The sequence below is a fragment of the Methylomonas sp. 2F7 genome (assembly GCF_057126975.1).
Genome location: NZ_CP195203.1, coordinates 766,842 through 792,928 on the forward strand (window position 1 = coordinate 766,842; position 26,087 = coordinate 792,928).

19 protein-coding genes are annotated in these 26,087 nt (G+C 45.7%); 17 read left to right on the plus strand and 2 right to left on the minus strand.

Features of this window, described 5'->3' with window-relative positions; translation table 11 throughout:
- The first annotated feature begins 26 nt into the window (after positions 1–26).
- From ACR64Q_RS03655 to ACR64Q_RS03665, 3 genes are all read left to right on the plus strand, one after another.
- The gene (locus tag ACR64Q_RS03655; RefSeq protein WP_026603748.1) at positions 27–1,280 is read left to right on the plus strand and encodes a hypothetical protein; all 1,254 of its coding nucleotides are present in this window, start codon (positions 27–29) and stop codon (positions 1,278–1,280) included.
- Entirely contained in the window at positions 1,277–4,588 is a 3,312-nt protein-coding gene (locus tag ACR64Q_RS03660) for a transglutaminase family protein (protein WP_313733618.1), read from the plus strand. Before ACR64Q_RS03655 ends, ACR64Q_RS03660 begins: the two co-directional genes overlap by 4 nt.
- Before the next feature lie 166 nt (positions 4,589–4,754).
- Positions 4,755–5,525, plus strand: a complete 771-nt coding sequence (locus ACR64Q_RS03665; protein ID WP_313733619.1) for a PEP-CTERM/exosortase system-associated acyltransferase — start codon at positions 4,755–4,757, stop codon at positions 5,523–5,525.
- A 63-nt stretch (positions 5,526–5,588) separates the two neighbouring features.
- On the opposite strand, the gene prsR is transcribed toward ACR64Q_RS03665, so the two are convergent.
- Together prsR and prsK are read right to left on the minus strand one after the other, a co-directional pair.
- Positions 5,589–6,965 (minus strand): PEP-CTERM-box response regulator transcription factor, encoded by a 1,377-nt coding sequence (prsR, locus tag ACR64Q_RS03670; protein ID WP_313733620.1) that lies wholly within the window; start codon positions 6,963–6,965, stop codon positions 5,589–5,591.
- Positions 6,952–9,051 carry an XrtA/PEP-CTERM system histidine kinase PrsK gene (gene prsK, locus ACR64Q_RS03675; RefSeq protein WP_313733621.1) on the minus strand — a complete coding sequence of 700 codons (2,100 nt, stop codon included), beginning with the start codon at positions 9,049–9,051 and terminating at the stop codon, positions 6,952–6,954. The genes prsR and prsK overlap by 14 nt, the downstream gene beginning before the upstream one ends.
- 95 nt (positions 9,052–9,146) lie before the next feature.
- Here prsK and ACR64Q_RS03680 point away from each other — a divergent pair, with 95 nt between their 5' ends.
- From ACR64Q_RS03680 to ACR64Q_RS03745, 14 genes are all read left to right on the plus strand, one after another.
- Positions 9,147–9,620: a Crp/Fnr family transcriptional regulator gene (locus ACR64Q_RS03680; protein ID WP_026603753.1), complete on the plus strand. Its 474-nt coding sequence runs from the start codon at positions 9,147–9,149 to the stop codon at positions 9,618–9,620.
- Positions 9,621–9,652: 32 nt separating this feature from the next.
- Complete coding sequence (locus ACR64Q_RS03685; RefSeq protein ID WP_026603754.1) at positions 9,653–10,390, plus strand: PEP-CTERM/exosortase system-associated acyltransferase; 738 nt, start codon at positions 9,653–9,655, stop codon at positions 10,388–10,390.
- An 80-nt stretch (positions 10,391–10,470) separates the two neighbouring features.
- Positions 10,471–12,867 (plus strand): tetratricopeptide repeat protein, encoded by a 2,397-nt coding sequence (locus tag ACR64Q_RS03690; protein WP_026603755.1) that lies wholly within the window; start codon positions 10,471–10,473, stop codon positions 12,865–12,867.
- A gap of 28 nt (positions 12,868–12,895) precedes the next feature.
- Entirely contained in the window at positions 12,896–13,567 is a 672-nt protein-coding gene (locus ACR64Q_RS03695; protein WP_026603756.1) for a polysaccharide biosynthesis/export family protein, read from the plus strand.
- Positions 13,568–13,633: 66 nt separating this feature from the next.
- The gene (locus tag ACR64Q_RS03700) at positions 13,634–15,181 is read left to right on the plus strand and encodes an XrtA system polysaccharide chain length determinant (RefSeq protein WP_026603757.1); all 1,548 of its coding nucleotides are present in this window, start codon (positions 13,634–13,636) and stop codon (positions 15,179–15,181) included.
- A gap of 23 nt (positions 15,182–15,204) precedes the next feature.
- Complete coding sequence (locus tag ACR64Q_RS03705) at positions 15,205–16,104, plus strand: XrtA-associated tyrosine autokinase (RefSeq protein WP_026603758.1); 900 nt, start codon at positions 15,205–15,207, stop codon at positions 16,102–16,104.
- Positions 16,091–17,761 (plus strand): TIGR03016 family PEP-CTERM system-associated outer membrane protein, encoded by a 1,671-nt coding sequence (locus tag ACR64Q_RS03710; protein WP_483823271.1) that lies wholly within the window; start codon positions 16,091–16,093, stop codon positions 17,759–17,761. Before ACR64Q_RS03705 ends, ACR64Q_RS03710 begins: the two co-directional genes overlap by 14 nt.
- An 11-nt stretch (positions 17,762–17,772) precedes the next feature.
- Positions 17,773–18,807 carry an XrtA/PEP-CTERM system-associated ATPase gene (locus ACR64Q_RS03715; protein ID WP_026603760.1) on the plus strand — a complete coding sequence of 345 codons (1,035 nt, stop codon included), beginning with the start codon at positions 17,773–17,775 and terminating at the stop codon, positions 18,805–18,807.
- 5 nt (positions 18,808–18,812) lie between these two features.
- Positions 18,813–19,940, plus strand: coding sequence for a non-hydrolyzing UDP-N-acetylglucosamine 2-epimerase (gene wecB / locus ACR64Q_RS03720; RefSeq protein WP_036276299.1), 1,128 nt, complete (start codon positions 18,813–18,815; stop codon positions 19,938–19,940).
- A 6-nt stretch (positions 19,941–19,946) separates the two neighbouring features.
- Positions 19,947–20,810 carry an XrtA system polysaccharide deacetylase gene (locus ACR64Q_RS03725; protein ID WP_313733626.1) on the plus strand — a complete coding sequence of 288 codons (864 nt, stop codon included), beginning with the start codon at positions 19,947–19,949 and terminating at the stop codon, positions 20,808–20,810.
- Positions 20,811–20,816: 6 nt separating this feature from the next.
- A complete protein-coding gene (locus ACR64Q_RS03730) occupies positions 20,817–21,836 on the plus strand; it encodes a FemAB family XrtA/PEP-CTERM system-associated protein (RefSeq protein WP_026603763.1) in 1,020 nt (339 codons plus the stop codon).
- Positions 21,836–23,041, plus strand: coding sequence for a TIGR03087 family PEP-CTERM/XrtA system glycosyltransferase (locus tag ACR64Q_RS03735; RefSeq protein WP_313733627.1), 1,206 nt, complete (start codon positions 21,836–21,838; stop codon positions 23,039–23,041). Before ACR64Q_RS03730 ends, ACR64Q_RS03735 begins: the two co-directional genes overlap by 1 nt.
- Entirely contained in the window at positions 23,042–24,178 is a 1,137-nt protein-coding gene (locus tag ACR64Q_RS03740) for a TIGR03088 family PEP-CTERM/XrtA system glycosyltransferase (RefSeq protein ID WP_026603765.1), read from the plus strand. It begins immediately after the preceding gene.
- A 20-nt stretch (positions 24,179–24,198) separates the two neighbouring features.
- Positions 24,199–26,082 carry an XrtA/PEP-CTERM system amidotransferase gene (locus ACR64Q_RS03745; RefSeq protein WP_026603766.1) on the plus strand — a complete coding sequence of 628 codons (1,884 nt, stop codon included), beginning with the start codon at positions 24,199–24,201 and terminating at the stop codon, positions 26,080–26,082.
- Positions 26,083–26,087: the final 5 nt, after the last annotated feature.

A 26,087-nucleotide genomic window follows, 5' to 3' on the forward strand; every position in this document is an offset into this window, starting at 1 on the left:
GGACAAATAGAGTTAGAGGTAAACGGATGATAAATTCACTGATCCACCCCAAGCAGGGCGACAAGGCCAATTCGCCCTGGTTTGACGAGTTTCTGGTCAAATTGCTGGAAAACCGGGATCGTACCGGTCTGACCGAAATGATCCGCGAAATCGACGCGCTGATGTTGACGGTGGAGCCGGGTTGTTCGGCGGCTTATGTCAGCGAATTGGCGTTAATGACGCCTTACCACTATCTGGTGACTTTGGAGTCAGAGAGCCATTGGACCCATGTGTTGCGGATTGATATGAATTCGCCGGACTTGTTGGTGCGGGAAGTGCGTGCACCCGGTCGGGGCGACATCTTCCGCAGTCTGAACGAGGTGTATCCGATCGGCGCCCACAAGCCCAATTCACGCTATATGGGCGAGATTTTCCGGGTCAGCAATTTGCACGAAGTGGTCGAGCAGCAAAAAGCCAGGGAAATCCGCTTCTTCAATCAGGATCAAATCCGCAAACTGGAATTGCCGGGCAATATGGCGATCGTCAAGCCGTCGCCATATACCCATAACATCGTCGCTTACTGGGAAAGGCCGCCGGAGGACATCCGAGTATATGCTTTGGGAAACAGCATCATTCTCGACGAAGTGAATCGCGGCTACCTGCAAGCCAAGGAAATTCAGGAAGAATTAGGGCTGGATAAACTGATCCGCCCCATCGATCATTTAGCCACCCGGGTTTATAGTCAGAATCGGGAAGTGGCGATCTTGGAATATTTGACGCTCTCCAGCTATTACTATTGGGGGTCTTACGACATTGCCAATCAGAATTCTTCGACCAATGTAACCAAAAGCATCCATTATCCCGAGGAACGCATTAGCCCGGCCAAAGTGTTTACCGCTGCCAATCACCCGTATTTTGTTAATCATCTGGTGGGCTTGCCGTCGCCGACCGAGAGTTTCGTGCGTAACTATGGTCCGCGCTTGCATCATGTGGCTTTGGAAGTGGCCGATGGCGAGATCAACGGTTTAGCCAATATCGATTATGTGGTGCAGGCTATCCGGGCTAGGGGCAAGGATTTTCTGTTGGATGTCATCGGTTCGCGCGAGGAAGGTCTAAAACAGATATTTTCCAGCGCTTCCGAGCATTCCTCGTTGATTGTGGAATATGTACAACGTTTCGGGAATTTCGACGGTTTTTTCACCAAGCAGAATGTTGCTGAATTAACGCACGCGGCCGGGGTAGAGGAAAATCTGCGCTTGTTGCAGGCAGAGAGTGAAGCAGCCAATGCGGTGTCAGCATGAGTATCAGAGTCGCGATCAACCACAAAACCAGTTACCACTACGATCATCCAGTCCAGTTGACTCCGCATGTGCTGAGGCTGCGGCCGGCTTCACATTCACGGACTGCGGTCAGTGCCTATTCATTGACCATCAAACCGGACAAGCACTTCATTAACTGGCAGCAGGATCCGTTTGGTAATTATCTGGCGCGCTTGGTGTTTCCGGAAAAAACCACCGAGTTTTCGATAGAGGTGGATTTGATCGCCGACATGACGGTGATCAACCCCTTCGATTTTTTTCTGGAAGAGTATGCCGAACATTATCCGTTTTCCTATCCGGAGCAATTGGCCAAGGAACTGGCGCCGTATCTGGAAATTCGTGAGCATGGCCCTTTACTGAAAGCCTTTCTGGCCGGGTTGAATTGGGACAAGCAAGGTATCGTCGATTTTCTGGTGGGCATCAATCAAGCTGTGAATCAGGTCGTCAATTATGCAATCCGCATGGAGCCGGGTGTGCAAAGTTGCGAAGAAACCCTGGAAAAAAAGCTGGGTTCTTGTCGAGACTCCGGCTGGTTGTTGGTACAGGTACTGCGGCACATGGGTTTGGCCGCGCGTTTTGTATCGGGGTATTTGGTACAGCTGGTAGCGGATGTGAAATCGCTGGACGGCCCTTCCGGTACCGATCACGATTTTACCGATTTACATGCATGGGCTGAGGTCTACATCCCGGGTGCGGGTTGGGTTGGTCTTGACCCAACGTCCGGACTGTTTGCCGGCGAAGGCCATATTCCGTTAGCCTGCACCGCCGACTATGTCAGTGCAGCACCGGTCAGCGGCGGCTTTATCGGCAAGGCCGAGACTACTTTCGGTTTTTCCAATCGCGTTAGCCGCATCCATGAAGATCCGCGTGTTACCAAGCCTTACACCGATAGGCAATGGACAGACATTGAGCGTCTGGGCGAAAAGGTGGACGCCGAGCTGAAAGCGGGCGATGTACGTCTAACCATGGGCGGCGAGCCGACTTTCGTGTCCATCGACAACATGGATGCGCCGGAATGGAACACCGATGCCGACGGCGAGGAAAAACGCAAGTTGGCCGGAAAACTGGTCAGACGTTTGCGTGACAGCTTTGCGCCGGGCGGTTTGTTGTATTTCGGTCAGGGCAAATGGTATCCGGGCGAGCCGTTGCCGCGCTGGCAGTTGGCGTGTTTCTGGCGCAAGGACGGCAAGCCGATCTGGAAGAATCCGGCCTTGTTGGCGGATGAGACCCGCGATTATGGGTTCGACATCAAGCAGGCGGAAGCTTTTATCCGTGATCTGGTCAAGCGGTTGGGTGTGGCCGGAGAATTCATTCTGCCGGGTTTCGAAGACCCTCTTTACTATTTATTACAGGAGGGTTTGGTTCCGAAAAACCTCGATCCTTTGCAAGTCGATTTAAAAGACGACTTGGAGCGCCAGCGCTTGGCCAAATTGCTCAGCGCGGATCTCGGCGCGCCGGTCGGTTATGTTTTGCCTTTGCACTGGAGCTATCAGGCCAGCGCTTGGAACAGTAGCGCTTGGGAATTCCGCCGCGGGGAGATGTTCCTGGTGCCGGGCGATTCGGCGATGGGATTGCGTTTACCTTTGAACAGTTTGCCTTGGGTGCCGTTCGAAAAGCGCGATCACCCCCATGAACGCAGTCTTTACGAACCGGTGGAACCTTTGGGCGATATTGATTCGGAAGTTAGCCGTCGTTACAGTCAAATGGCAAAGCAGGAATTGCATCCGACCGAAATGGACGCGGCCGACGATGAGATGCCGCACGACCCGGAATGGGTGCCGCATACCGCTTTGTCGGTGCAAACCCGTGAAGGCCGCTTATATGTATTTGTGCCGCCCACTACCGAGTTGGAGCACTACCTGGATATTATCGCATCGGTAGAAGCCACGGCAGCGGCTTTGAAAATGCCAGTGGTGATAGAGGGGTATCAGCCGCCGCACGATTTGCGTCTGACCCGTTTGCCGGTGACGCCCGATCCTGGCGTGATAGAGGTGAATATTCATCCGGCCGCCAGTTGGAAAGAGCTGGTGCATAACACCACCACTTTGTATGAGCTGGCCCGGCTGACACGGCTTGGCACCGAGAAATTCATGCTGGATGGCCGGCATACTGGGACGGGTGGCGGCAATCATGTGACATTGGGTGGCATTACGCCGGCCGATAGTCCGATTTTGCGGCGGCCGGATTTGTTGCGCAGCTTGGTCACCTATTGGCAACATCATCCAGCCTTGTCCTATTTATTTTCCGGCTTGTTTCTCGGTCCAACCAGCCAGGCGCCGCGCGTCGACGAAGCGCGCAATGACAGTCTGTACGAGCTGGAAATTGCCTTCCAACAAATGCCGGAGGGCGAAGTAGCCGCGCCTTGGCTGGTTGATAGGCTGTTCCGCAATTTACTGGTGGATATGACCGGCAATACGCATCGCAGCGAGTTTTGTATCGACAAGCTTTATGCGCCGGGTACCGATGCCGGACGGCTTGGTCTGCTGGAGTTGCGTGCGTTCGAAATGCCGCCGCATGCACGAATGAGTTTGATGCAAATGCTGTTGCTGCGAACCCTAGTTGCTTGGTTTTGGCGCGAGCCATACAAGAAGCCCTTGGTGCGCTGGGGGACGCAATTGCATGACCGGTTTATGTTGCCGCATTTCATTGCCAGCGATATTTACGATGTGGCGCGCGATCTGCAAGCCGCGGGGTACGAATTCAAGACAGAATGGTTCGCGCCGTTTTTGGAATTCCGGTTTCCTAGAATCGGTAGTCTGCGGGTTAACGATCTGCAATTGGATCTGTATCAGGCTATTGAGCCATGGCACGTGTTAGGTGAAGAAATTACCAGCAGCGGCACCGCCCGTTATGTCGACTCCTCGGTGGAACGCTTGCAGGTGTCGCTTAGTGGGGCGATGGGTGAACGCTATGCCTTAACCTGCAATGGTCGCAGGGTGCCGTTAAAGGCCACCGGCAAGCAAGGAGAGCTGGTGGCGGGTATCCGTTATCGGGCTTGGAACCCGCCGTCGGCCTTGCATCCCTCTATCGGTGTGCAGGCCCCGCTGGTATTCGATTTGGTTGATACCTGGAACGGCCGGTCTATCGGCGGTTGTACGTATCACGTCTCTCATCCGGGCGGCCGCAATTACGATACGCTGCCGGTTAATGCTTACGAAGCTGAAGGACGCAGGGTTAGTCGTTTTTGGCAGCACGGTCATACGCCGACGGACACCGTGTTGGAATTACCGAGTGAGGAGTTAAATAAAGACTATCCGTTTACACTGGATTTACGCTGGAATGCGAGCTAGACAGAACGAGGAAATTAAAAAATCTAATCAGCGAGTGTCGGTTTTTTTTACAATTTAGCTTGAAATTGACTCGATTTGCTATACCATCCTTACCTGCGGAACGAGACAAAGTGGCTATAGCTATTTGAACTTGTTATGAATATTTGTTTATAGGGTGGGGTGTATCTTGAATCGACAGAAGCAGTCTTTCGATCATTGTTTCGAGGTATTTTTAGCTGATACGCCGGAAAGTAAAAAAATTCATTATCAACTCAGATACCGGGTTTATTGCGATGAAATAGGCTTCGACGATACGGAGCGGTTTCCGGCGCAGCAAGAAATCGACGAATGGGATAAAAGCGCAATTCATTTTTTAGTCAGGCATAAATACACGCAGCAGTGGTTGGGCGGGTTGAGGATGGTCAAGCCCAAAGGACACGTTTTTCCGTTTCAAGAAAGTAGCATTACATCTGAACGTATACCTAGCGGCAGATACAAAAATTCCGTTGAAATTTCCAGACTATGCGTTACTAAGGACGCAAAGCGGTTTGCTTTCAGAAATCCGGCTATAGACGCACCTGAAGAAAATCGCAAAATTAGTTTTCTGCACGATTACCGCAATATCAATAGAGACATAATGTGGGGGCTGTATCGGGCGGCGGCTGTTTATTCTCTCCGGCAGGGCATTAAGCATTGGTATATGTTATCCAATCCGGCACTGGCATATAGTGTTAAAAAACAAGGGTTTGATATACAGCAAATAGGCGATGCCAGTCCTCAGAGTACTCGTCTGCTTTATTGTTTGAGCACAAAGCAAGTGTTGGAAAATTCCTTATGGTTTGAGGACTACCGACACGATTTCCGCTTATATTCGGATATTACAAATGACGTTTCTGTCGATATGGGCGGGCGCCAGGTAAAGCAAATCGGGGTTATTTCTTATGTATCGAGAATCTGATTTATCCGTTTAAATCCGTTGCGTAAAACCCTCCCCTGGAACTATCTGGTCAGGCCTTCTATGTCATTCCTGGTGTTCATCAGTATGATTACGCAGCAAAGCTTGCAGTCCGTATTTTTCAAATAAACCGTACAAGGTCGGCCTGGTAACGCCCAATAATTTAGCTGCTTCGGATATGTTATTGTCTGCGTAGGTCAGAGCTCGTTTGATGGCGATCGTTTCTGCCGCTTCTCTTACCGACTTTAGATTCAGCGGCATAGACTTGTCGTTATCGGTACCAATTTCCAGCTCTTCGGCGGTGACGAAATTGTTGTCGGATAAAATGACGGCACGTTTGATTTTGTTCTCCATCTCGCGAATGTTGCCGGGCCAGTTATAAGCTTCAAGAGCACGAGCAGCGTCGTGGGAAAAATGCTTTTCCTTGGAATTGTTTTCGCGGCAATAGCGTTGTAACAGTACATTGGCTATCGTGATGATATCCCCCTCGCGCTCGCGTAAAGGAGGAATATCAACGACGATCTCACTGAGCCGGTAATATAAGTCGCCCCGGAAATTACCTTGTGCAATAAGATCGGGTAAATGGCGATGTGTTGCACATATGATGCGCACATCCACGGCAATTTCCTTTCTACCCCCTAACCGTTCTATCACGCGTTCCTGGATAAATCGCAGCAATTTTGCTTGCAACGCAAAAGGTAGGTCGCCGATTTCGTCCAAAAAGAATGTGCCGCCTTGCGCATATTCGATTTTGCCTTTAGTTTGTGCTACCGCGCCGGTGAATGCACCTTTCTCGTAGCCGAATAATTCACTCTCTAACAATGTTTCTGGTATGGCTGCGCAGTTCACCGCTACAAAAGGTTGAGAGGCGCGTGCGCTTAAGCGATGCAAGGCTTTTGCCATTAGCTCCTTACCGGTGCCGCTTTCGCCGATTAGCAATACGGTCGCTTGAGTAGGTGCAATTTTTTCAATCATCCGCATGACCGCCTGCATTTGTGGGCTGGTGGCGATCACGCCCGTCAGGGGCTTTTGTTGCTGCAATATGTGATAGTCGCGCTCCAATGCGTCGAGTTGAAACGCTCTTTCTATGATTAGGCCCAAGACGTCCGGATCTACCGGCTTTTGATAAAAGTCATAAGCGCCTAAGGCTACTGCATGAATAGCATTTGCGCGGTCATCATTGCCAGTTACCACGATTATCTTGGTGGCTGGCGCTAATGCGAGGATTTCCTTGAGAGTGGCGAGTCCTTCAGTGGCGTTGGTGGGGTCGGGTGGTAAACCGAGATCCAAGGTAACGACGCTTGGCGTATATCGTCTAAGTGCTGCTATTGCTTCATCTCTATTGCTTGCAATTACTACTTCGTATTGTTCGAAGGCCCATTTCAGTTGTTTTTGTAAGCCTAGGTCGTCCTCAACAATTAACAGTACTTTAGAAGTGATCATTATTTCCTTGATTTGCGGAAACTCGCTGAGCTAGTGGTAATTGAATGGTGAAAGCAGTGCCTTGGCCTGGATTGCTATCAACCCGGATATTTCCAGACTGCTTTAGAATGTAATCGCGGGCTTCGTAGGCGCCGATACCCATTCCGGCATTGCCTTTTGTCGTATCGAACGGCTTGAATAGGCGTTCAGCAATGAACTGTTGGTCCATGCCTATACCGTTATCGATAATTTTGATGACAGCATAGTCTTGGTTTTTTGTTAATTCAAGCTTAACCCATCCATCGCTTGTCGCTATGGCGTCTTGGGCGTTTTGAACCAAATTAGTCAAGATATTGGTAAGTTTGATTTTGTCGGCCGTCACGAAACACTCGCTGAGTGTGGTTTCCATCTGCAATGGCGGAGTGCCGAGATGCTGTTGCGCGATGTTTTTAACCAATTCCACCAAATTAATGAAGGTATTGGCTGTGGTTGTGTTGGTCTCGCCTTGTTTTAACTGTTCGACTATATGGTGCATTTTTTTGACTACGTTATTTAGCGTGTCTATGGTGTCGTCGAAGAAGTCCGGGTTATGTTTATGTTTTTCCGCGTTTTTTACGATCAGGGAAATCTGGGCCACCAGATTTTTGAGGTCATGTACCAAATATGCTGAAAGGCGGTGATAAGTTTCAAATTGACGATTATTGGCGAGTTCTTCGCTTGTCCGGTTCAGAGCGAGAGCGTTGGCAAGTTGCATTCCCACAGTTTTTAAAAGATCGTGGTCTTCCCAGTCAAGTTTGCGTGGCGCGCGTGCCTGAGTTAACACGACAAAAGCTTCAAGTTTGTTTAGGTGAAATAGCGGCACTATAAGCCACACTTGGCTATCTTCGTAGCACCACGGCGATAGATCTATATCATCGTACACTTCTGGAGCATGAGCGAGTTCGAAAAAATCGATGACCCATTGCTTGTTAGCTAAATATTGAGGCAGGTCGCCTATGTTGTGGAGATATTCAATTTCTTGTGGAGTGAGTTTGAGGTTTTGTTCTGCGGCTAGAAAAAAATGGCCTTGATCGTTTTTTAACCACAAACCGCCCCCTGCGCTTTCTACTAAGTCCGTCAAAGTGGTTATGATGAATCCTTTCAGTTCCTCAAGCGACTCAAGTTTTGCCAGCGATTTGCTGATCTTGAGCCACTCTTCTCGGTAATCGTAGCTATAGTGAAAAAAGTGCTTACTAAAATACACCTTGGAGATCGCCCGTATTTTTCCGGATGTAAACGGGATAATCAGCAGGAGAATGGCGAGGAAAATAAACAGAGTTTGTGCAGCCTCACCCCATTCGGTATTTGCGCGTTTGATATAAAAACCGGCAAACGACATGAGGATTAAATAGATGCCGCAACCTAGCAGGATCGTTGAGTAAAAAATAGTTTTGCGAGGTGTTGTCAGTTCTGTACTTTGGCTGTTAAGCTTTAGTCGGGTCAATGTGACTGCTAAAAGTGGTGTCATGAGTGCGTTAATTACACCTCGTGACTGCCAGAGCTCGAAGTCTAAGCTGCTGAATAGCAGTGATTTGCTGTAAACGAGCAAATCGAACGCGAATAGCGAGCCAAGGCTTATACACAGAAATTTGAGATTCCACCTTTGCTTCAGGGGGGTGCTGCGGTAAAGCTGCTCAACCAGGATGAGGCCAAATACAGCGGATACAACGTGCGATGCGAAACGAGGATCGACGTTCAGATGTTCTCGGATTAGGGTTAGGTAGCCAGGGAAGATCTCAATACCTAAAACCAGCACGATAGTTAGGGTAGCGACCACACTAACATTCGACTTAAATATTTGCTTGTGATCGTTGTATATCTGTTTGGATAGCAGTGCTCCAAGCTGCAAAAACCAAGATGCATTGCGGAGAGTTTCGTACGGCAGCGTGTCAGCGAAGAAGAAATGGCTGTTTTTTGTGGCGATTATCACGCTTGTGCACCATGCTAAAGAGCACAAAACTGCTATTATGAAAGGCAGATGCCAGTTTTTCCTAAAGCAAGCGTATAAAAGTAAAAAACCATAAGCGATTGCTGCGCTCAAGTAGCTGTAATAAATGTAGCTTTGCATTTAGTGTCGATTTTAAGTGTTTTTTATACTACGTTAATTATTATACGACCTTATAAGCAGTAGGTAGGATCATTACTTTGCAAATTCAGGCGGACATGAAAGAATTATTTAGTGACGTACTAACTAATGCGCAATTCTCCGACGGTTCCGGCTGGAAACGATATCGCCTAAGTGCGGGGCAGACTATCGTTAAAAAAGGCCAGCAAGGAAACACATTATTTCTCATAGAAGAAGGTGTTGTTAGAGTGTTAGGTGGTGCAGAGCTGGATGGGAATCGGCGCATAAGTCCCGGCCTCTGTGATTTAGAGGCTGGGGCAGTATTTGGAGATGTCTGTTTGTACGAGCCCAGAGAGAGAACGGCCTCTGTTGTTTCATTGACTGATGTGTGTTTACTTGAAGTTCGTAGTGACATGTTGAGCGTTTACTTGGACGATCATCCGGTGCAGGGTTATTTATTTTTGAAAGGCTTGTTTCAAGCTATGTCTAATCGTTTGGGATTAGCAAATGATCGAATAGCGCATTTACTGGCATGGGGAATTAAAGCACATGACATCGATAAATATTTGTAGTTGGATGATGCTCGTGAAAATGAGAGGGCAAGATGGATGTGGGGCCTAAGTTATCACTGGCAGAAAGTTTTAGCCGTTACTTCAAGGTGGGTCTCGCTGAAAGTGACGCTCAAAAGGAATTTGTTTTTCAAGTAAGATATCGTGTTTATTGTGAAGAGTTTAAATATGAGCCTGTTGAACGTTTTGCTAATCGCCTTGAAGTAGACGAATACGATCAATATTCCCGCCACTGTTTGATTACGCATTTGCAAACTGGTATCCCGGCTGGTTGTGTAAGAATGGTTCCTGCTATCGGAGAACGACACAATAATCCATTGCCGTTAGAAAAATACTGTGGAGTTAGTTTAGATAGCAAGCTTATAGATAATTTAAAGCTTCAGAGAAATACAGTATGCGAAATATCCAGATTAGCTGTGGATGGGGCGTTTCGTAGACGTACTGGAGAGACTCTAACGCGTTTCGGTGAAATTAACGGCTTACAGTTTTCGCCTCAAGAGCAGAGGACTTTTTCGTCAATAGCAGTTGCTTGTTTTTTTGCTGCCACAGTCCTGACAGAGGTTGATGGGCGTACAAATGTGTTTGCAATGATGGAGCCGTTCTTGCCGCGTTTGATGCATCGGTCAGGTATAGATTTTCAACGAGTTGGTAAGGATATTGACTATCATGGAATACGTGCGCCTTATTTCATTACTACTCAGGCTGTTTTGGGAAATATGCATCCCGATTTGTTAGAGTTATATTCCTGGATAAAAGAAAATATTGTTAGTTAATATGACGGGATCGAATGTAATTATATATTTCTCGGCGATTAATAGGTAGCCAGATAAAATATCGAGGTTTTGGTAATAGGATGAAAAAAATAATCAGTTCCGTAGTGCTCGCATGCTCATTTTTATTGCAAACAGCGGCATGTTCCTCTCCGGAGGAGGCTGCTCAGAGTCATTTGCAAAAAGGTAAGGAGTTTTTTGAAAAAGGGGAGTTTGATAAGTCCTTGCTGGAGTTGAAGACGTCTAGCCAAAGCAGCGATAAGTTTGGTGAGACCTATTTCTATATGGCCTTATTGGACGAAAAAAATAATAATTTCAAGTCTATGCGGCAAAACCTAATTAGGGCCTTAGAATTAGAGCCAAGTTTGACTTCCGCAAAAATAAAACTGGGTAAGCTCGATATCGTTTTCGGAGATTTGGAGAAAGCATTGGAGCAAGCTGAGTCAGTTTTGGCAAGTGATTCAAGCAATACTGATGCAAAATTGATCAAGGCATCAGTTTATATTAAGCAGTTGAAAAAAGATCAAGCAGCGGAAATAGTTGATTTTGTTTTGAAGGACAGCCCGGATAATGTTGAGGCGTTGTCGTTGCAGGCGGCTTTACTTGCTGAAAAAAATGAAATAGATCAAGCCTTGGGATTGGTAAATAGAGCGTTGGAAAAACAGCCTAAAAACCTTCCTTTGCGTTTATTTAAAATTAAACTCGATGCAGGGCTGAATAATATAGATAGTGTGATAAAGGGGTATGAGGAGCTTATTCAGTTATACCCGGATGCTAGTAACTTTAAATTGAGTTTGGCTTCCATTTACTCGATGACTGATAAGCTTGAGGAGGCGGAGAGGCTATTAAGGGAAATGGTTGAAAAATCAAATGATAAAAGCGAACCTGAAATCGTTTTGATCGAATTCCTAAATGCTCGTGCTAAAGATCGGGTTATTCCAGAGTACAAGGCTATGCTTAACCGTCATCAAGGGCAACCTAAGGTGTTGTTAGAGCTATCGAAATGGATGGTTGCGTCAGGGTATGCTGAGACTGGTAAAGAAGGATTGGAACAAGTTGTTCAGCTAGAGAAGAATAACGAAGCAGGCTTGTCAGCTAAAGTCATTCTTGCGGAAATTGCGCTAACGGAAAAGCAGTTTAGTGCTGTAGAAAGCTCGTTGAGAGATGTTCTTAGTGTTAATTCAGAATTGATTCAGGCAAATTTGCTTAAAGGTCGCTTTTTGCTGGCTCAAAATAAAACGGATGAAGCCATTGAGTTTCTGAATAAGCTTATATGGAACAAAACTAATGTAGACGATGTTTATTCCTTGTTAGGTGATGCCTATTTGATAAAACAAGATCGGAAACAGGCTGAGAAAAGTTTTAAGCAGGCCTTAGAAGTTAATCCAGCCAATTTGACGGCCTTTTCTCGAGTATATAGTAACTACATACAGGCTGGGCAAAATGAAAATGCTAGACAATATCTTGAAAAGGCGTTATCGATAAAACAAAACGATGTTTTACTGCTTACCAGTAAGGCTGAGTTGGATATTTTGGAGAAAAAGTGGGATGGCGCCCAAGAGGCTATTCAGCGGCTAGCACTTTTTTCTAAAGATAAGGCGATGCCTATATATCTTCAAGCCAATATTTTGCAGGGTAAAGGTAAGTATTCTGAATCAATTAGCTTGTATGACAGATTGATACAACAGTATCCTAATCATCTAAATTCATTGATTAATTTAGTTAGATCTTACGAGGCTCTTGGGCAAAGAGATAAGGCTGTTGCTTATTTAGAAAAGCATCATTTGAAGTATCCTGATCAATTAAATGCAGTCGGTGCTTTGAGTGATATATATATTGCAAATAATGATTTTGTAAAAACCAAAAAGCTGCTGACGGATCAGATTAAACACACTCCAAAGGCAGTATCTATTTATCTCGCTCTAGCAAGGGTTGAGGCCATGATGAATAAAAATATTTCTTCAGCTAAAGATGTGTATTTGCGAGGATTGGAAGTCAATCCAGATGATCCTCAATTAGCTATGGCTCTGGCTGCTTTGTATGAGCAATTAAACGAAAAGGAAAATGCAATCAGGGCGTATAAATCAGTGCTCGATAAAAATCCTGACAATAAATTAGCTATTAACAATTTAGCATCATTATTGGTGGAGTCAAACAGTCGCGACGAGATTGGTCAAGGTATGGAGTTAGCAAAAGTATTTAAAGATTCCGAGAATTCCTATTTTCAAGATACATATGCTTGGGCATTAATTAAAGCTGGTAGTAATGAGGAGGGACTTAAGTTATTACAGTCCTTGATTCTAAAAGAGCCTAAACTGCCTGAGTTTAGATATCACTTAGGAGTTGCACACATGAATGCGGGTAATAAAGCGACTGCAATAAGTGAGCTTAAACAAGCTATTAGTATGTCTGAAAAGCAAAAACGAAGTTTTTCTGGTAAAGATAACGCAAAAAAAATCCTTGAAGAAGTAGAGAATTGAGCAGGTAATTGGGGTAACTACTTAGATTATGAATATGCCGATATTTAAAAAAAAGTTGTTGTACTGTTTGATAGAGTTTGTCCTTGTTTCTAGTATTGTTGGTTGTTCCCAACCTCTGCTTGAGGATGTGCAACAGGCTGCTGATTATACTTATCAGATAGGGCCCGGTGATAGTGTCAACATTTTTGTTTGGGGTAACCCTGAGTTATCTACTTCAGCACCCGTTCGTCCGGATGGAAAGATAACCGTTCCTCTAGTAGAAGAATTGTTGGCCAGTGGTAAAACGCCATTTGAACTTGCTCGGGACATTGAGAAGGTGCTTTCGACCTATATCAAGAGTCCGCAGGTGGTTGTTATGGTAAGCGGATTCAAAGGGATTAGCACTCAGCAAATCAGGGTTATTGGGAGAATTGGTGGTGGAGCCGGTGGCGGTGGTGGTGGAGCCGGTGGTGGTGGCGTAGGACGTTACCAGGGTAAATCCATTCCATACGAGAGGGGGATGACGTTATTGGATGTTATTATTCAAATTGGTCTGAACCAATATGCTGATGGCAATAGAGCCAGTGTTATCAGGGACGTGAATGGAGAATTGAAGCCTTTTGGAGTAAGGATTGACGACCTGATTGATGATACAGATTTGTCAGCTAATGTCTTGATGATGCCTGGGGACATTTTAATTATTCCCGATGCGTATTTTTAGGTAGTTTGACTTTTTCTGTAGGTAGTATCCCCATTAATTTTAGATTGAAAACAACGGCTAGTTAATATGCAGCAAGATCTTTCCGAAGTTTATTTTTATTTGAAAGGTACTTTAAAGTACAAGCGCCTCGCCATCGTTTTCGCTTTGGTTGTCTGTTCAGCTGCTTGGGCGTACATTTTTATGATGCCCGATAAATTTGAATCTAAAGCCAAAGTTCATATTGATTCAGCCACAGTGATTAGACCTCTCATGAGAGGGATGGTTATAGAGCCTGATATATCTGCGCTGATCAGAATAATTCAGCAGCTAATGTTTACGAGACCTAATCTGGAAAAAATTGTTGCGCTATCTCAACTAAGTAGATCGCAGGATAGCTCAGGATCTGCTACGGAATTGATTGAGAAACTCAAGAAAGACATAACAATTGCCGGAGGCAGAGGAGATATATTCGATATTGCGTATACTTCCCAAGATCCTGAAGTTGCGAAGAGTGTGGTCCAGGCTGTTCTTACCGTGTTTTCAGAACAAACTGAGGGGAAGGCATTGGCTGACGCAAGTGATGCGCAACGTTTCATCGAACAGCAGATACGAGAATACGAGATTAGGCTGCAAGATGCTGAAAAAGCAAAAGAAGAATTCAAGCGCGCAAACATAGATTTACTCAACGGCTCAGATCAATTTCAGAGTTTGCAGAAAATGAAGGAACAGTATTTAGATGCCAACACGGCTCTAGATCAAGCTATTTCTCGACGAAATGTATTAGCGGAGCAGGTTGCTGAGATCCAAGAGTCTGAAGAAGACTGGGGGCTACCTACATCCACTCAGGAAGTATCTGCAGATAATGCAAGGATAGAATCGCTGAAAGATAAGCGCACTGAATTGTTGCTGAAATATACCGAGCGCCATCCAGAAATAATTGAAATTGATAAGTTGATTGAGACGCTGAAAACTCAAGAGAATCAAACTAAGGCGAGTCAGACACAAGCAAGCGGAGATATACAGGAAGGTCTTTCCGAAAGTATTGGGGCAGAGAAAATGGCGAATCCCTACGTTCAGGCGTTAAAAATGGGTTTTGACAATGCTCAGGCTGAAGTTGCTTCTAGTCAAACTTTAGTTGAATCAATTCGAAACAGGATAGCAAAACTTGAAGAAGGCTTGAATGAAAGATTGACCATAGAAACGGAAATGAAAAATCTTAACCGGGACTATGAAACGATAAGCGGTAAGTACGCTGAGTTACTTGATCGGCGTGAACAGGCTCACATTACCGAACGCGTTGACGACCAGACATCTCGTTTGAAATTCAAAATTGCTGATCCCCCTAGTAAGCCCAACAAACCTAGTTCCCCTAATAGAAAATTATTTTACTCTTTCGCACTTTTGGTTGGGGTGATTTTAGGATTCGGTGTCGCGTTTTTGGTTTATTTTATACGACCAGTGTTCATGTCAACAAGACAAGTAAGGATTGTGACCGGGCTACCATCCTTAGGTAGTGTGTCTCTTACCTCACAGGGCATAAGTCAGACTAATAATATTGACTGGTTACTTATTTCGACTTTTGCAATACTGCTAAGTGGCTATATCGGTATCATGATATTTGAGATACTAAAGTAAAGTGGTATTAAACAGGTAAGCATATGAGCATTATAGAGAATGCGCTGAAAAAGGCAGGGAGCCAAGGGTTAGTTGTGGAAAATAATAGTCAAGAGTCGGCTATCACAAGTAAACCTGATCTGGGTGTCAGCGAAAGCAATTTAGAATCGGTTGGGTTGCGAGAATCTTCCCGCGCATTTTCGCCCGAGCAACAAGTTGTTGTTGATTGGGTTGGTTTGGCTGAAAATGGTTTTATAGATAATAATAATGCAAAGTCTCAGCTAGCTGAAGAGTTTAGGGTTATTAAGAGACCTTTGGTAAACAATATACAGGGCGCGGAAAATAATGGTATTAATCGTTCTAATTTAATTCTTATTTGCAGCAGTTTGCCTGGGGAAGGTAAAACATTCGTTTCAATTAACTTGGCTTTGAGCATCGCTAACGAAAGAGATAAAAAAGTTTTGCTTATAGATGCCGATGTAGAAAAGCCAAGTATATCAAAACAATTGGGGATTAATAGCCCTCGTGGCTTAATAGAGTATCTAGAAGATGATAAAGTCACTTTTTCGGATATTTTACTAAAAACAGATCTTCCAAATCTTAGTTTAATTACGGCGGGTAAAAGACATAAATACTCGACAGAGTTGTTATCAAGTCAACGGATGTATTTGTTTGCGGAAGAAGTGAGTCGGCGATACAAAGATCGAATTGTTATTTTTGATTCGCCTCCGTTGTTAGTTGCTACTCAGGCCCAAATACTTGCAGAACTTGTAGGTCAAGTAGTGCTGGTGATCGCGGCGGAAGTAACCCCTCAGAGCGTGGTTAATGAGTCGGTTGCGAAGCTTAGTAATTGCGATGTTGTTATGACCCTTCTGAACAAAACAAGAAAAGAGATAGATATATACGGTCACAATTATAGTTATGGGAAATATGGACATTTGTGACAGTAATCGTCTTTCCGGTTTATCTCTAGCCACTTTGCTTTCTGGTTTAAGTGTAGGCATGGTTTTACATTCTAGCGCTGCGAAAGCGCTTGATTGGAGATTTAGTCCAAGTTTATCGGCGAGTGAAATATTTTCTGATAATTTGACGCTTTCTGAAAATAACAAAAAAAGTGGCTTTGTAACTGAGATTAGTCCTGGAGTTTCGTTGTATGGAGATTCTCCTTGGAGTAATTTCAATTTAAATTATCGTATGCAAGGTCTCTATAATGCGGGTGGTAGAGATGCTATAGATATAAATCATCAGCTTAATATGAATTCTTTGTATCAAGCCGTTCGTAACACTCTTTTTCTGGAAACTGCAAGTTCAATTAGTCAACAAAATATTAGTAATTCGTTTGTTACGACCGATAATATTTCTGGGAACGGTGGTCGGACTGAAGTAAAGACATTTAGTGTTTCACCCTATTGGACACCTCGTTTTGGCCAGTTTGCAACGGGTTTAGCTAAAGTCGGTTATAGTAAATCTTCCTTTGAGAATTTGAATGGGTCTTCAGTCACACCGCAGTTGTCTAGTTTAGTGTCTGATTCAGATACTATTACGCGTCAGGCTAGATTGTCCAGCGGCAGTTACTTTAATAGAGTTAACTGGGGATTGAACTATTCGTCCCAAGAGCAAAGTAGGGCTGCCGGACAAGATGTTCGATTTGAACAATACCAAGGTAATGCCCGATATTATATCAATAATAAATTCAACCTTTTTGGACAGGTAGGGTTTGAAAATAACGATTTTCAAACCTCGACGAACAGCATAAGTAATGGTTTTTTTTATACGGTTGGCGGGCAATGGACGCCAAGCAAGTGGTATTCACTTGAGGTTGGTATCGGTAATAACAAGCATGCTACGTTGCAATTTAATCCATCGGAAAATCTTAGTTCGACCATTACGTATCGTAATAAAGATGTTGGGTTAAACACTGGCGATTCTTGGGATGCAAATTTTAACTATCGAGCTAAGCAGCTGACTATTGGATTTAATTATTCCCAAGAGACAACGACGCTGCAACAATTGTTCGCCGAGCAGGGTTTTTTCCTTCGGGATGCTTCGGGCAGTTTAACTCAGGTGGTAAATACTCAAGATTTAGTTTCACGGGGAATTCTAATCCCTGGTCCGACTGATCCTGTTACCGGACGATCGTCGTTGATTCCAGGGCCCAATTTTAACAATACCCAGCTAGTTTTGAATCCGTTTGATTTGGTAAATGACGTGATTATTAGAAAGCGTGGAAACCTTTCTTTTTCCTACCAAACCGGTAAGAGCAGTTATACCGCTTCGGTATTTAATGAACGTAGAACATACGAAGCTCGTTCAGGAGAGGACATGTCATACGGCGTTACGGGCAGTTGGCAATGGCAGTTTACTCCGAGAATGGACCTTTATCTACGTCCTTCTTGGCAACATACGGATGGCGAATTGTCCAGTAATTCTCGATATGATGTCGCTTTGGGTGTAAGTAGGGGCGTTCCAATTAATCTGGGACGGCCTTTATTAATGGATACCAGGCTCGAGTTTCGACATATCAATCAAATATCTAATTCCTCTCAATTTGATGGTTATGTTGAGAACCGGGCGACAGCTAATTTTAACGTACGATTCTAAACAGAAAATACATGTACGACGGATTTTATAATCTCACCCAAAAGCCTTTTCAGCTTAGCGCTGATCCAGATTTTTTTTTCCAAAGCTCTGTACATAAACGTGCTTTAGCTTATATGCATTACGGCTTGACGCAGGGTGAGGGCTTTGTTCTCGTTATAGGCTCGCCTGGCACGGGTAAAACTATGCTGGTAAAGAGTTTGATAAAAAATTTGAACAAAGAGAAGTTGTTAATTGGGGTGATGATGACTTCTCAAGTGGGTCCCGAAGACACCTTGAGGATGGCGGCATCGACATTTGGTTTTTCATTTTCTCTGACGGATAAGGCCAGTTTATTATCTGGGTTTGAAAAGTTTATCGCTGAAAAAGCCAGAGAAGGAAGGCGATTGCTTTTAATCGTCGATGAAGCTCAGAATTTGCCAAAACAATCCTTGGAAGAATTGCGTATGCTTACCAATTTGGATGTTAATGGCAATCCTGTTTTTCAGGTGTTTTTGATTGGGCAACCCGAATTGAAACGCACCATTTACTCTGCGGATATGGAGCAGCTAAAGCAGCGCATTGTCTCTACATTTCAGCTTGATCCGTTGGATTTGGAAGAGACCAAAGAATATATACTTTTTAGGTTGCAAACTGCTGGTTGGTCTGGGACTCCTGAGTTTACGCCAAGTGTTTTTGAGGCTATTCACGAGTTTAGTGGAGGTATTCCTAGACGCATTAATTCCTTGTGTGACCGTCTGCTGTTGTTCGGTTATTTGGAAGAGTTGAAGCTGTTGGACGAACAGGCAGTAACTAAAGTTATCGTCGAGGTTAAGGAAGAAATGTTGCTCGAGGTTGCTGACGAGGAGTATGAGAGTTCCATGCCTCCGTTACATCGTTTCAGTGGTGCTGATTCAGAGTCTCTCGAGCATCGGATTGCCAGACTCGAAGATCTTGTCACCAATCTTAGAAACAGTCTGAATAAAGAAAAAGCGCTGCTTAGAAAAGCTATTTTGCTGCAATTGGATATGGATGCAGTTTACAGCGATACAACAACCTCCCTGGATTAACAAAAATGTTCCCTAAAGTCTTGGTTTGCGTGGTTGGCGCGCGACCTAATTTCATGAAAATGGCGCCAATTATTAGGCAGTTACAAGCAGTTAGGCATTTGGTGACACCTTATTTGGTGCATACCGGTCAGCATTACGACCAAGCCATGAAAGATACTTTTTTCCAACAGCTCGGTATTCCTGAACCTGACAAAGATTTGGGTGTTGGATCCGGCAGTCATGCAATGCAGACTGCAAATGTCATGTTGCGGTTTGAGCCGGTTTTGGATGAGGTTAAGCCTTTTGCCGTGTTGGTAGTGGGTGATGTCAATTCAACCATCGCCTGCGGGTTGGTCGCAGTTAAAAAAAATATTCCATTGATCCATGTTGAAGCCGGTTTGAGAAGTTATGATCGGCAAATGCCGGAAGAGATTAACCGGATTTTGACAGACCAAATCTCAGACCTGCTATTCACCACGGAACGTGCGGCGGCGGACAATTTGATTAAGGAAGGTATTGCCGAACAGCGGATATGCTTTACCGGTAATGTGATGATCGACACGCTTCTGGCTAACTGCCAACAAGCCTCTTCTTTGGCGGAAACATTGCTGCGATACGGTTCTAAGCAGGTTGTTTCGGAAAAAGCTTATGCCTTGTTAACGCTACACAGGCCTTCTAATGTTGACGACCCCGAAACACTGGCGCGCTTGGTTCGGGTGGTAGGGGATATCAGTGAAAAACTCCCGGTGATATTTCCGGTCCACCCACGTACACAGCAAAAAATTGTGGAAGCGGGTTTGCTGCAAATATTGCCGCAACAGAGGGTGATTATGTTGCCTCCGGTGGCATATTTGGAAATGCTCGGTTTGATGCAATCCGCCCAATTGGTTTTGACTGACTCCGGTGGTTTACAGGAAGAAACCACCGCATTGGGTGTACCTTGTGTGACTTTGCGGGAAAATACCGAAAGGCCGATCACGATCACCGAGGGTACTAATACTATTGTGGGAACTGATCGGGCTAAAATCATGCAATGCGTTGATGATATTTTGCTCACTGGTGGTAAAAGTGGCCGAGTCCCGGAATATTGGGATGGTAAAGCCGCTGGTCGCATCGTCGATGAAATTGTGCGTCGTTATGAGTTGGCAGGGTAAGGCTATATGAATTTGCCTGTACGGGTTAATGCCATGACGGTCGATGTCGAGGATTATTTTCAGGTCTCGGCTTTTGAGGCGAATATTCAGCGTAGTCAGTGGGATGCTCTGCCGCACCGGGTAGAACAGAATACCCAGAGGATTTTGGATTTATTTGAGCAACATCAGGTAAAAGCCACTTTTTTTACCTTGGGCTGGGTAGCCGAACGTTATCCGCAGCTGGTTCGGCGGATTGTCGATGAAGGGCACGAACTCGCTTCGCACGGTTATCAACATACCCGCGTAACCGAACAAACACCGGAACAGTTCCGGGAAGATCTTAGAATTAGCCGGCAGATTCTCGAAGACATCGGCGGTGAGCCAATTGTGGGTTATCGCGCCGCTAGCTATTCGATAGGCGCTAAGAATCTCTGGGCGCTTCAGGTATTGGAAGACGAGGGCTTTCAGTACAGTTCCAGTATATATCCCGTAAAACACGATTTATACGGTATGCCGAGCGCTCCCCGCTTCGCCTACAGGCCGGATAACGCACCCAAACTTTTAGAAATACCGATTACTACTTTGAAAATCCTGGATCGTAATGTCCCCTGCGGTGGCGGTGGATTTTTTCGATTGTATCCCTATCAGTTTTCGAAGTGGGCTTACAGCCACCTCAATAAACACGAAAATCAGTCTGGAATTTTTTATTTTCACCCTTGGGAAATAGATCCTGAACAGCCGCGGCAACATGATCTATCGTTTAAAACTCGTTTCAGACATTATTTGAATCTGGGTCGAATGCAAAATCGCCTTAACAGTTTACTGTCCGATTTTGCTTGGGACACCATGCAGAATGTGTTTCTAAGCAAACAAACAGACAAATCATCATAGTTAGTCATGATCAAATTACTTGAGCCAGCCCAAAGAGAGCGTTGGGATCACTATGTCATGGCTGCGGCCGATGGCAGCTTTTTTCATTTATCAGCTTGGCAGCAGGTAATTAAACAAGCCTTCGGCCACGATACTTACTATTTCTACGCAGAACAAGGTGGCGAAATCACCGGTATTTTGCCTTTGACCCATGTCAATAGCTTGTTATTTGGCAATTCTTTGGTGTCAAACGCGTTTTGTGTTTATGGCGGAATTGTCGCGAGCAATGATGAAGCCTTCGCAGCGTTGCAAACCAAAGCCCAAGAACTGGCCAGGGAATTGGGCGTGGATAGTCTGGAAATGAGAAATCGGCAACAGAAGCATCCTGATTGGCCGCATAAAGAACTCTATGTCACGTTTAGAAAAGAACTCGATCCAGACGTTGAAAAAAATCTAAATGCAATCCCACGCAAGCAGCGGGCTATGGTGCGGGCTGGCATCAAAGCCGGTCTTACAAGTGTCATAGACGACAATGTCGAACGTCTATACCGCGCCTATTCTGAAAGTGTCAGGAACCTGGGCACTCCGGTATTTCCGAAAAAATATTTTCAAATTTTGCAGGATGTATTCGGCGAGCGTTGCGAGGTGCTAACGATAGAGCACGAAAGTCAGCTGGTCGCCAGTGTGATGAGTTTTTATTTTAAGGACGAGGTTTTGCCTTATTACGGCGGCGGCACCGACGCGGCCCGTGATTTGAAAGGCAACGATTTCATGTATTGGGAAGTGATGCGGCGTGCGGTGGAAAAGGGATGCCGGGTTTTCGATTACGGTCGCAGTAAAGTTGGCACAGGCTCTTATCGCTTTAAAAAGCACTGGGGTTTCGAACCGGAACCTCTCTATTACGAGGTTGATTTGGTTAAAGCGAAACAAATACCCGAAATCAATCCGCTCAATCCTAAATACCGCTTGTTTATTGCGGCTTGGAAGCGCTTGCCTTTGCCGGTTAGTCAGCTGGTCGGCCCTTGGCTTGCCAAGGACTTAGGCTAATGGAAAAGCCTAAATTACTTTACTTAGTCCATCGTATTCCTTATCCACCTAATAAGGGCGATAAAATTCGTTCTTTTCATTTTTTGCTCGCTTTGGCGGTCGAATACCGGATATTCCTCGGTACCTTTATCGATGACCCTGATGATAAGCAACATATCGACGCCTTAAAGTCTTTCTGTGCAGATACTCGCTGTATCGAATTAAATCCGAAGATAGGTAAAATTAAAAGTTTGATAGGCTTGCTGAATGGAGAAGCCTTGAGTTTGCCGTATTACCGTAACCGCGAATTGCAGGAATGGGTAGATAAGACTATCCACGAACAGGGTATCGAGCGGGTAATGATCTTTTCGTCGCCAATGGCGCAATATGTTGAGAAATATACAAACTTGCACTGGGTGGCCGATTTTGTCGATGTCGATTCCGACAAGTGGCGGCAATATGCGCTTAGTAAGCATTGGCCCGCAAGTTGGATCTATCGGCGAGAAGCCGAGAAATTGTTGACTTATGAGCGCCGTATCGCCGGTAGGGCCGATGCGACAATATTCGTATCCGAACAAGAAGCAGGTTTGTTCAAAACGTTGGCGCCTGAATCGGCAAGCAAAATTGGTTTTGTAAACAACGGAGTGGATACGGATAGGTTCGATCCGGATTTGTCATGGCAAATGCCCTTCCCGGCCAAGCAGCGGGCTGTAGTTTTCACGGGAGCGATGGATTATTGGGCCAATGTTGATGCGGTCAAATGGTTTGCCGAGCAGGTGTTCCCTATTATTAAAAACCGCCTGCCTGACGTATATTTTTACATAGTGGGTTCCAAGCCTGCCAAAGAAGTGTTGCAACTGGCGGATAAAGATCCCGCCGTAGTTGTGACCGGTCGGGTTGACGATGTCAGGCCCTATGTTGCTTACGCGGACGTTGTCGTTGCGCCTTTACGGATCGCCAGAGGCATTCAAAACAAAGTCCTGGAAGCCATGGCGATGGCCAAGCCGATAGTGGCTACCTCGGCGGCTATGGAAGGCATTCCGGGCGGGGCGAATTTGGAAGTGGCGATAGCCGACGCTCCGGAAGACTTTGCCAACCAAGTTTTACGGTTTTTGGAGCAGCCGGTCGAATCCGCTAACGTCAATCGCCGCTATGTAGAAAGCGATTTCAGTTGGGAGCAAAACGGCCAACGCTTGTGCCGATTGTTAGAGGGCGAGTCTGCTTAAATGTCCAGACAGTTGCCGCCCTTAATCGTGCACATCATTTATCGGCTTGGCATTGGCGGGCTGGAGAACGGTCTGGTCAATATCATTAACAATTTGCCGGAAAACAATTACCGGCACGCCATTATCTGTTTGGCGGATAGCACCGAATTTAGCCAACGTATTAAGCGGCAAGATGTGCTTGTCCATGAGTTGCATAAGCGACCAGGGCAGGATTGGGCATCGTTTTATACAGTCTATCGCTTGTTGAAACAATGGCAACCCGCTATCGTGCATACCCGTAATTTAGCGGCAATCGAATATCAGGCTTGCGCGTTGTTAGCCGGCGTGCCTTACCGGGTGCATGGCGAGCATGGTTGGGATGTTTTCGATCCGGACGGCACTAATATCAAGTATCAATGGCTGCGGCGCATATTGGGTTCAATCATTGATCGCTTCATTCCCTTATCGCAGCATTTACAGGATTATCTGCTGAATCGAGTGGGCATTTCTTCAGATAAAATCACGCGCATCTGTAACGGCGTCGATACCAAAACGTTTTATCCTCGTTCCGGAATTAGACAAATACCGGACGGTTGCTCGCTGAATTTGGATCAAAAGTTGGTGATTGGTACAGTTGGACGCATGCACGGCGTGAAAGATCAATTGACGCTGGTTAGGGCATTTATCGATGCCTGTGAAAACTTTCCGGAATTTGCCCAAATTGCCCGTTTGATTTTGATTGGTGACGGGCCTTTGCGAGCAGAAGCGATTGAATTGTTAAATACCGCCAGCCTGATCGATAAAGCCTGGTTACCCGGCGAGCGTGACGACATTCCCCAAATTTTGCGCAGCCTTGATATTTTCGTATTGCCTTCAAAGGCGGAAGGTATTTCCAATACTATATTGGAGGCGATGGCTAGCGGTTTGCCGGTTATCGCCACTCGAGTCGGCGGCAACCCCGAGCTGGTGCTGGACGGAAAAACCGGGTGTCTGGTAGAAAAAGAGGATGTAAAGGGCATGTCATCTGCAATGCGCGAGTTGGTGCTGGATGACGGCAAACGGCGACATTTAGGCGAAGCTTCGCTTCAGCGGATTCAGGCGGAATTTTCAATCGATAGCATGGTGAACCGCTATCGGCAAGTTTATGACAAGCAGTAAATGATTCAGAGAGAACTCATATGTGCGGCATAGTCGGTATTTTCGATATTACAGGTGCTAGTGAAATAGACCGCAATTTGTTGTCGCGGATGAACGAATCCCAGTTTCACCGGGGGCCAGACGAAGGCGGTTTGCATACCGAGCCTGGTTTGGGGTTTGGGCATCGCAGACTGTCCATTATTGACTTGTCCAGCGGTCAGCAACCCATGCATAGTCAGGATGGCAATGTGGTACTGACCTATAACGGCGAAGTCTATAATTTTCCGGAATTGCGAGAAGAATTGGAGGCATTGGGCTTTAGCTTCAGGACTCATTGCGATACAGAAGTCATTCTCTATGCTTGGCAAGCTTGGGGTGAGTCTTGCGTGGAACGCTTGCGCGGCATGTTTGCATTTGGGATTTGGGATAGGCCGCGGCAAACATTATTTTTGGCCAGAGATCGTCTCGGTGTAAAACCGCTGTTTTATGCCGAATTAAGTAACGGTCAGTTCATTTTCGGTTCCGAACTGAAAGCATTGAAACAACACCCTTTACTGCCTAAAAATGTTGACCCTACTGCGGTAGAAGACTATTTCGGCTTTGGGTATATTCCCGATCCAAAAACCATATATAAAGGTGTTTATAAGCTTGAGCCCGGATATTGTCTAACGATTAAACGAGGGCAGAAAGGCTTTCGACCTAAACAATATTGGGACGTTAAATTTCAGACAGCTTCTGCGGGCAACGTAGCCGAAGCCGGTGAAGAGTTAATCGAGCGCTTGCGAGAAGCCGTGAAAATTCGAATGGTCGCTGACGTGCCGTTGGGGGCCTTTCTGTCTGGCGGCGTTGACTCCAGTGGCGTAGTGGCATTGATGGCGGGACTATCCAAAGATCCGGTCAATACTTGTTCGATTTCCTTCGGCGATCCTAAATTTAACGAAGCGCAATTTGCTGCTCAGATTGCGGACCGTTACCACACCGCACACCGAGTCGAACAAGTCGATCCCGAAGACTTTAGTTTGATTGATCAATTGTCCGGTTTGTATGACGAGCCATATGCCGACAGTTCTGCGTTACCTACTTACCGGGTTTGCGAATTGGCCAAGAAACAGGTGACGGTGGTGTTGTCCGGCGATGGCGGCGACGAAAATCTGGCTGGCTACCGGCGCTATCGCTGGCATACCTATGAAGAGAGGATGAGGGCATTATTGCCTGATGCGTTGCGGATGCCTTTGTTCTCTACCTTAGGCAAGGTATATCCGAAGCTGGATTGGGCGCCAAAGGTATTGAGGGCGAAGACCACGCTCGAGTCTATTGGTAGAGACTCGATGGCGGGTTATTTTCATAGTGTGTCGGTACTCTCCAACGGCATGCGCAGCCAATTATTTAGCGATAGTCTAAAGAGCGAGTTGCAGGGTTATCAAGCTATTGAAGTATTCCGTCGGTATAGTCAGCAAGCCCCTGATCATCCATTGTCAATGGTGCAATATTTGGATTTAAAAACTTATCTGGCTGGCGATATTCTGACTAAAGTTGATCGGGCAAGTATGGCTCATGCCCTGGAAGTGCGAGTACCTCTGTTGGATCATAAACTAGTCGAATGGATGGCGACCTTGCCGCCCGATTTAAAGCTACATGGGCGAGAAGGTAAATATCTTTTTAAGAAAGCGTTGGAACCTTATTTGCCCAGTGATATTCTTTACAGGCCCAAAATGGGGTTTGCAGTGCCATTGAGTAGTTGGTTTAGAGGGCCGTTAAAGCTGCGTGTTCAGCAGGCATTGTTGGGAGAAACCCTGAAAAGTACCGGTTGGTTTGATGAGGCTTATTTGCATCATTTGGTTAGTCAACACCAGTCCGGGTTGCGCGATTACAGCGCGTCGATTTGGTCATTGCTGATGTTTGAAGCGTTTCTTCGAAATAGTTAAATGAT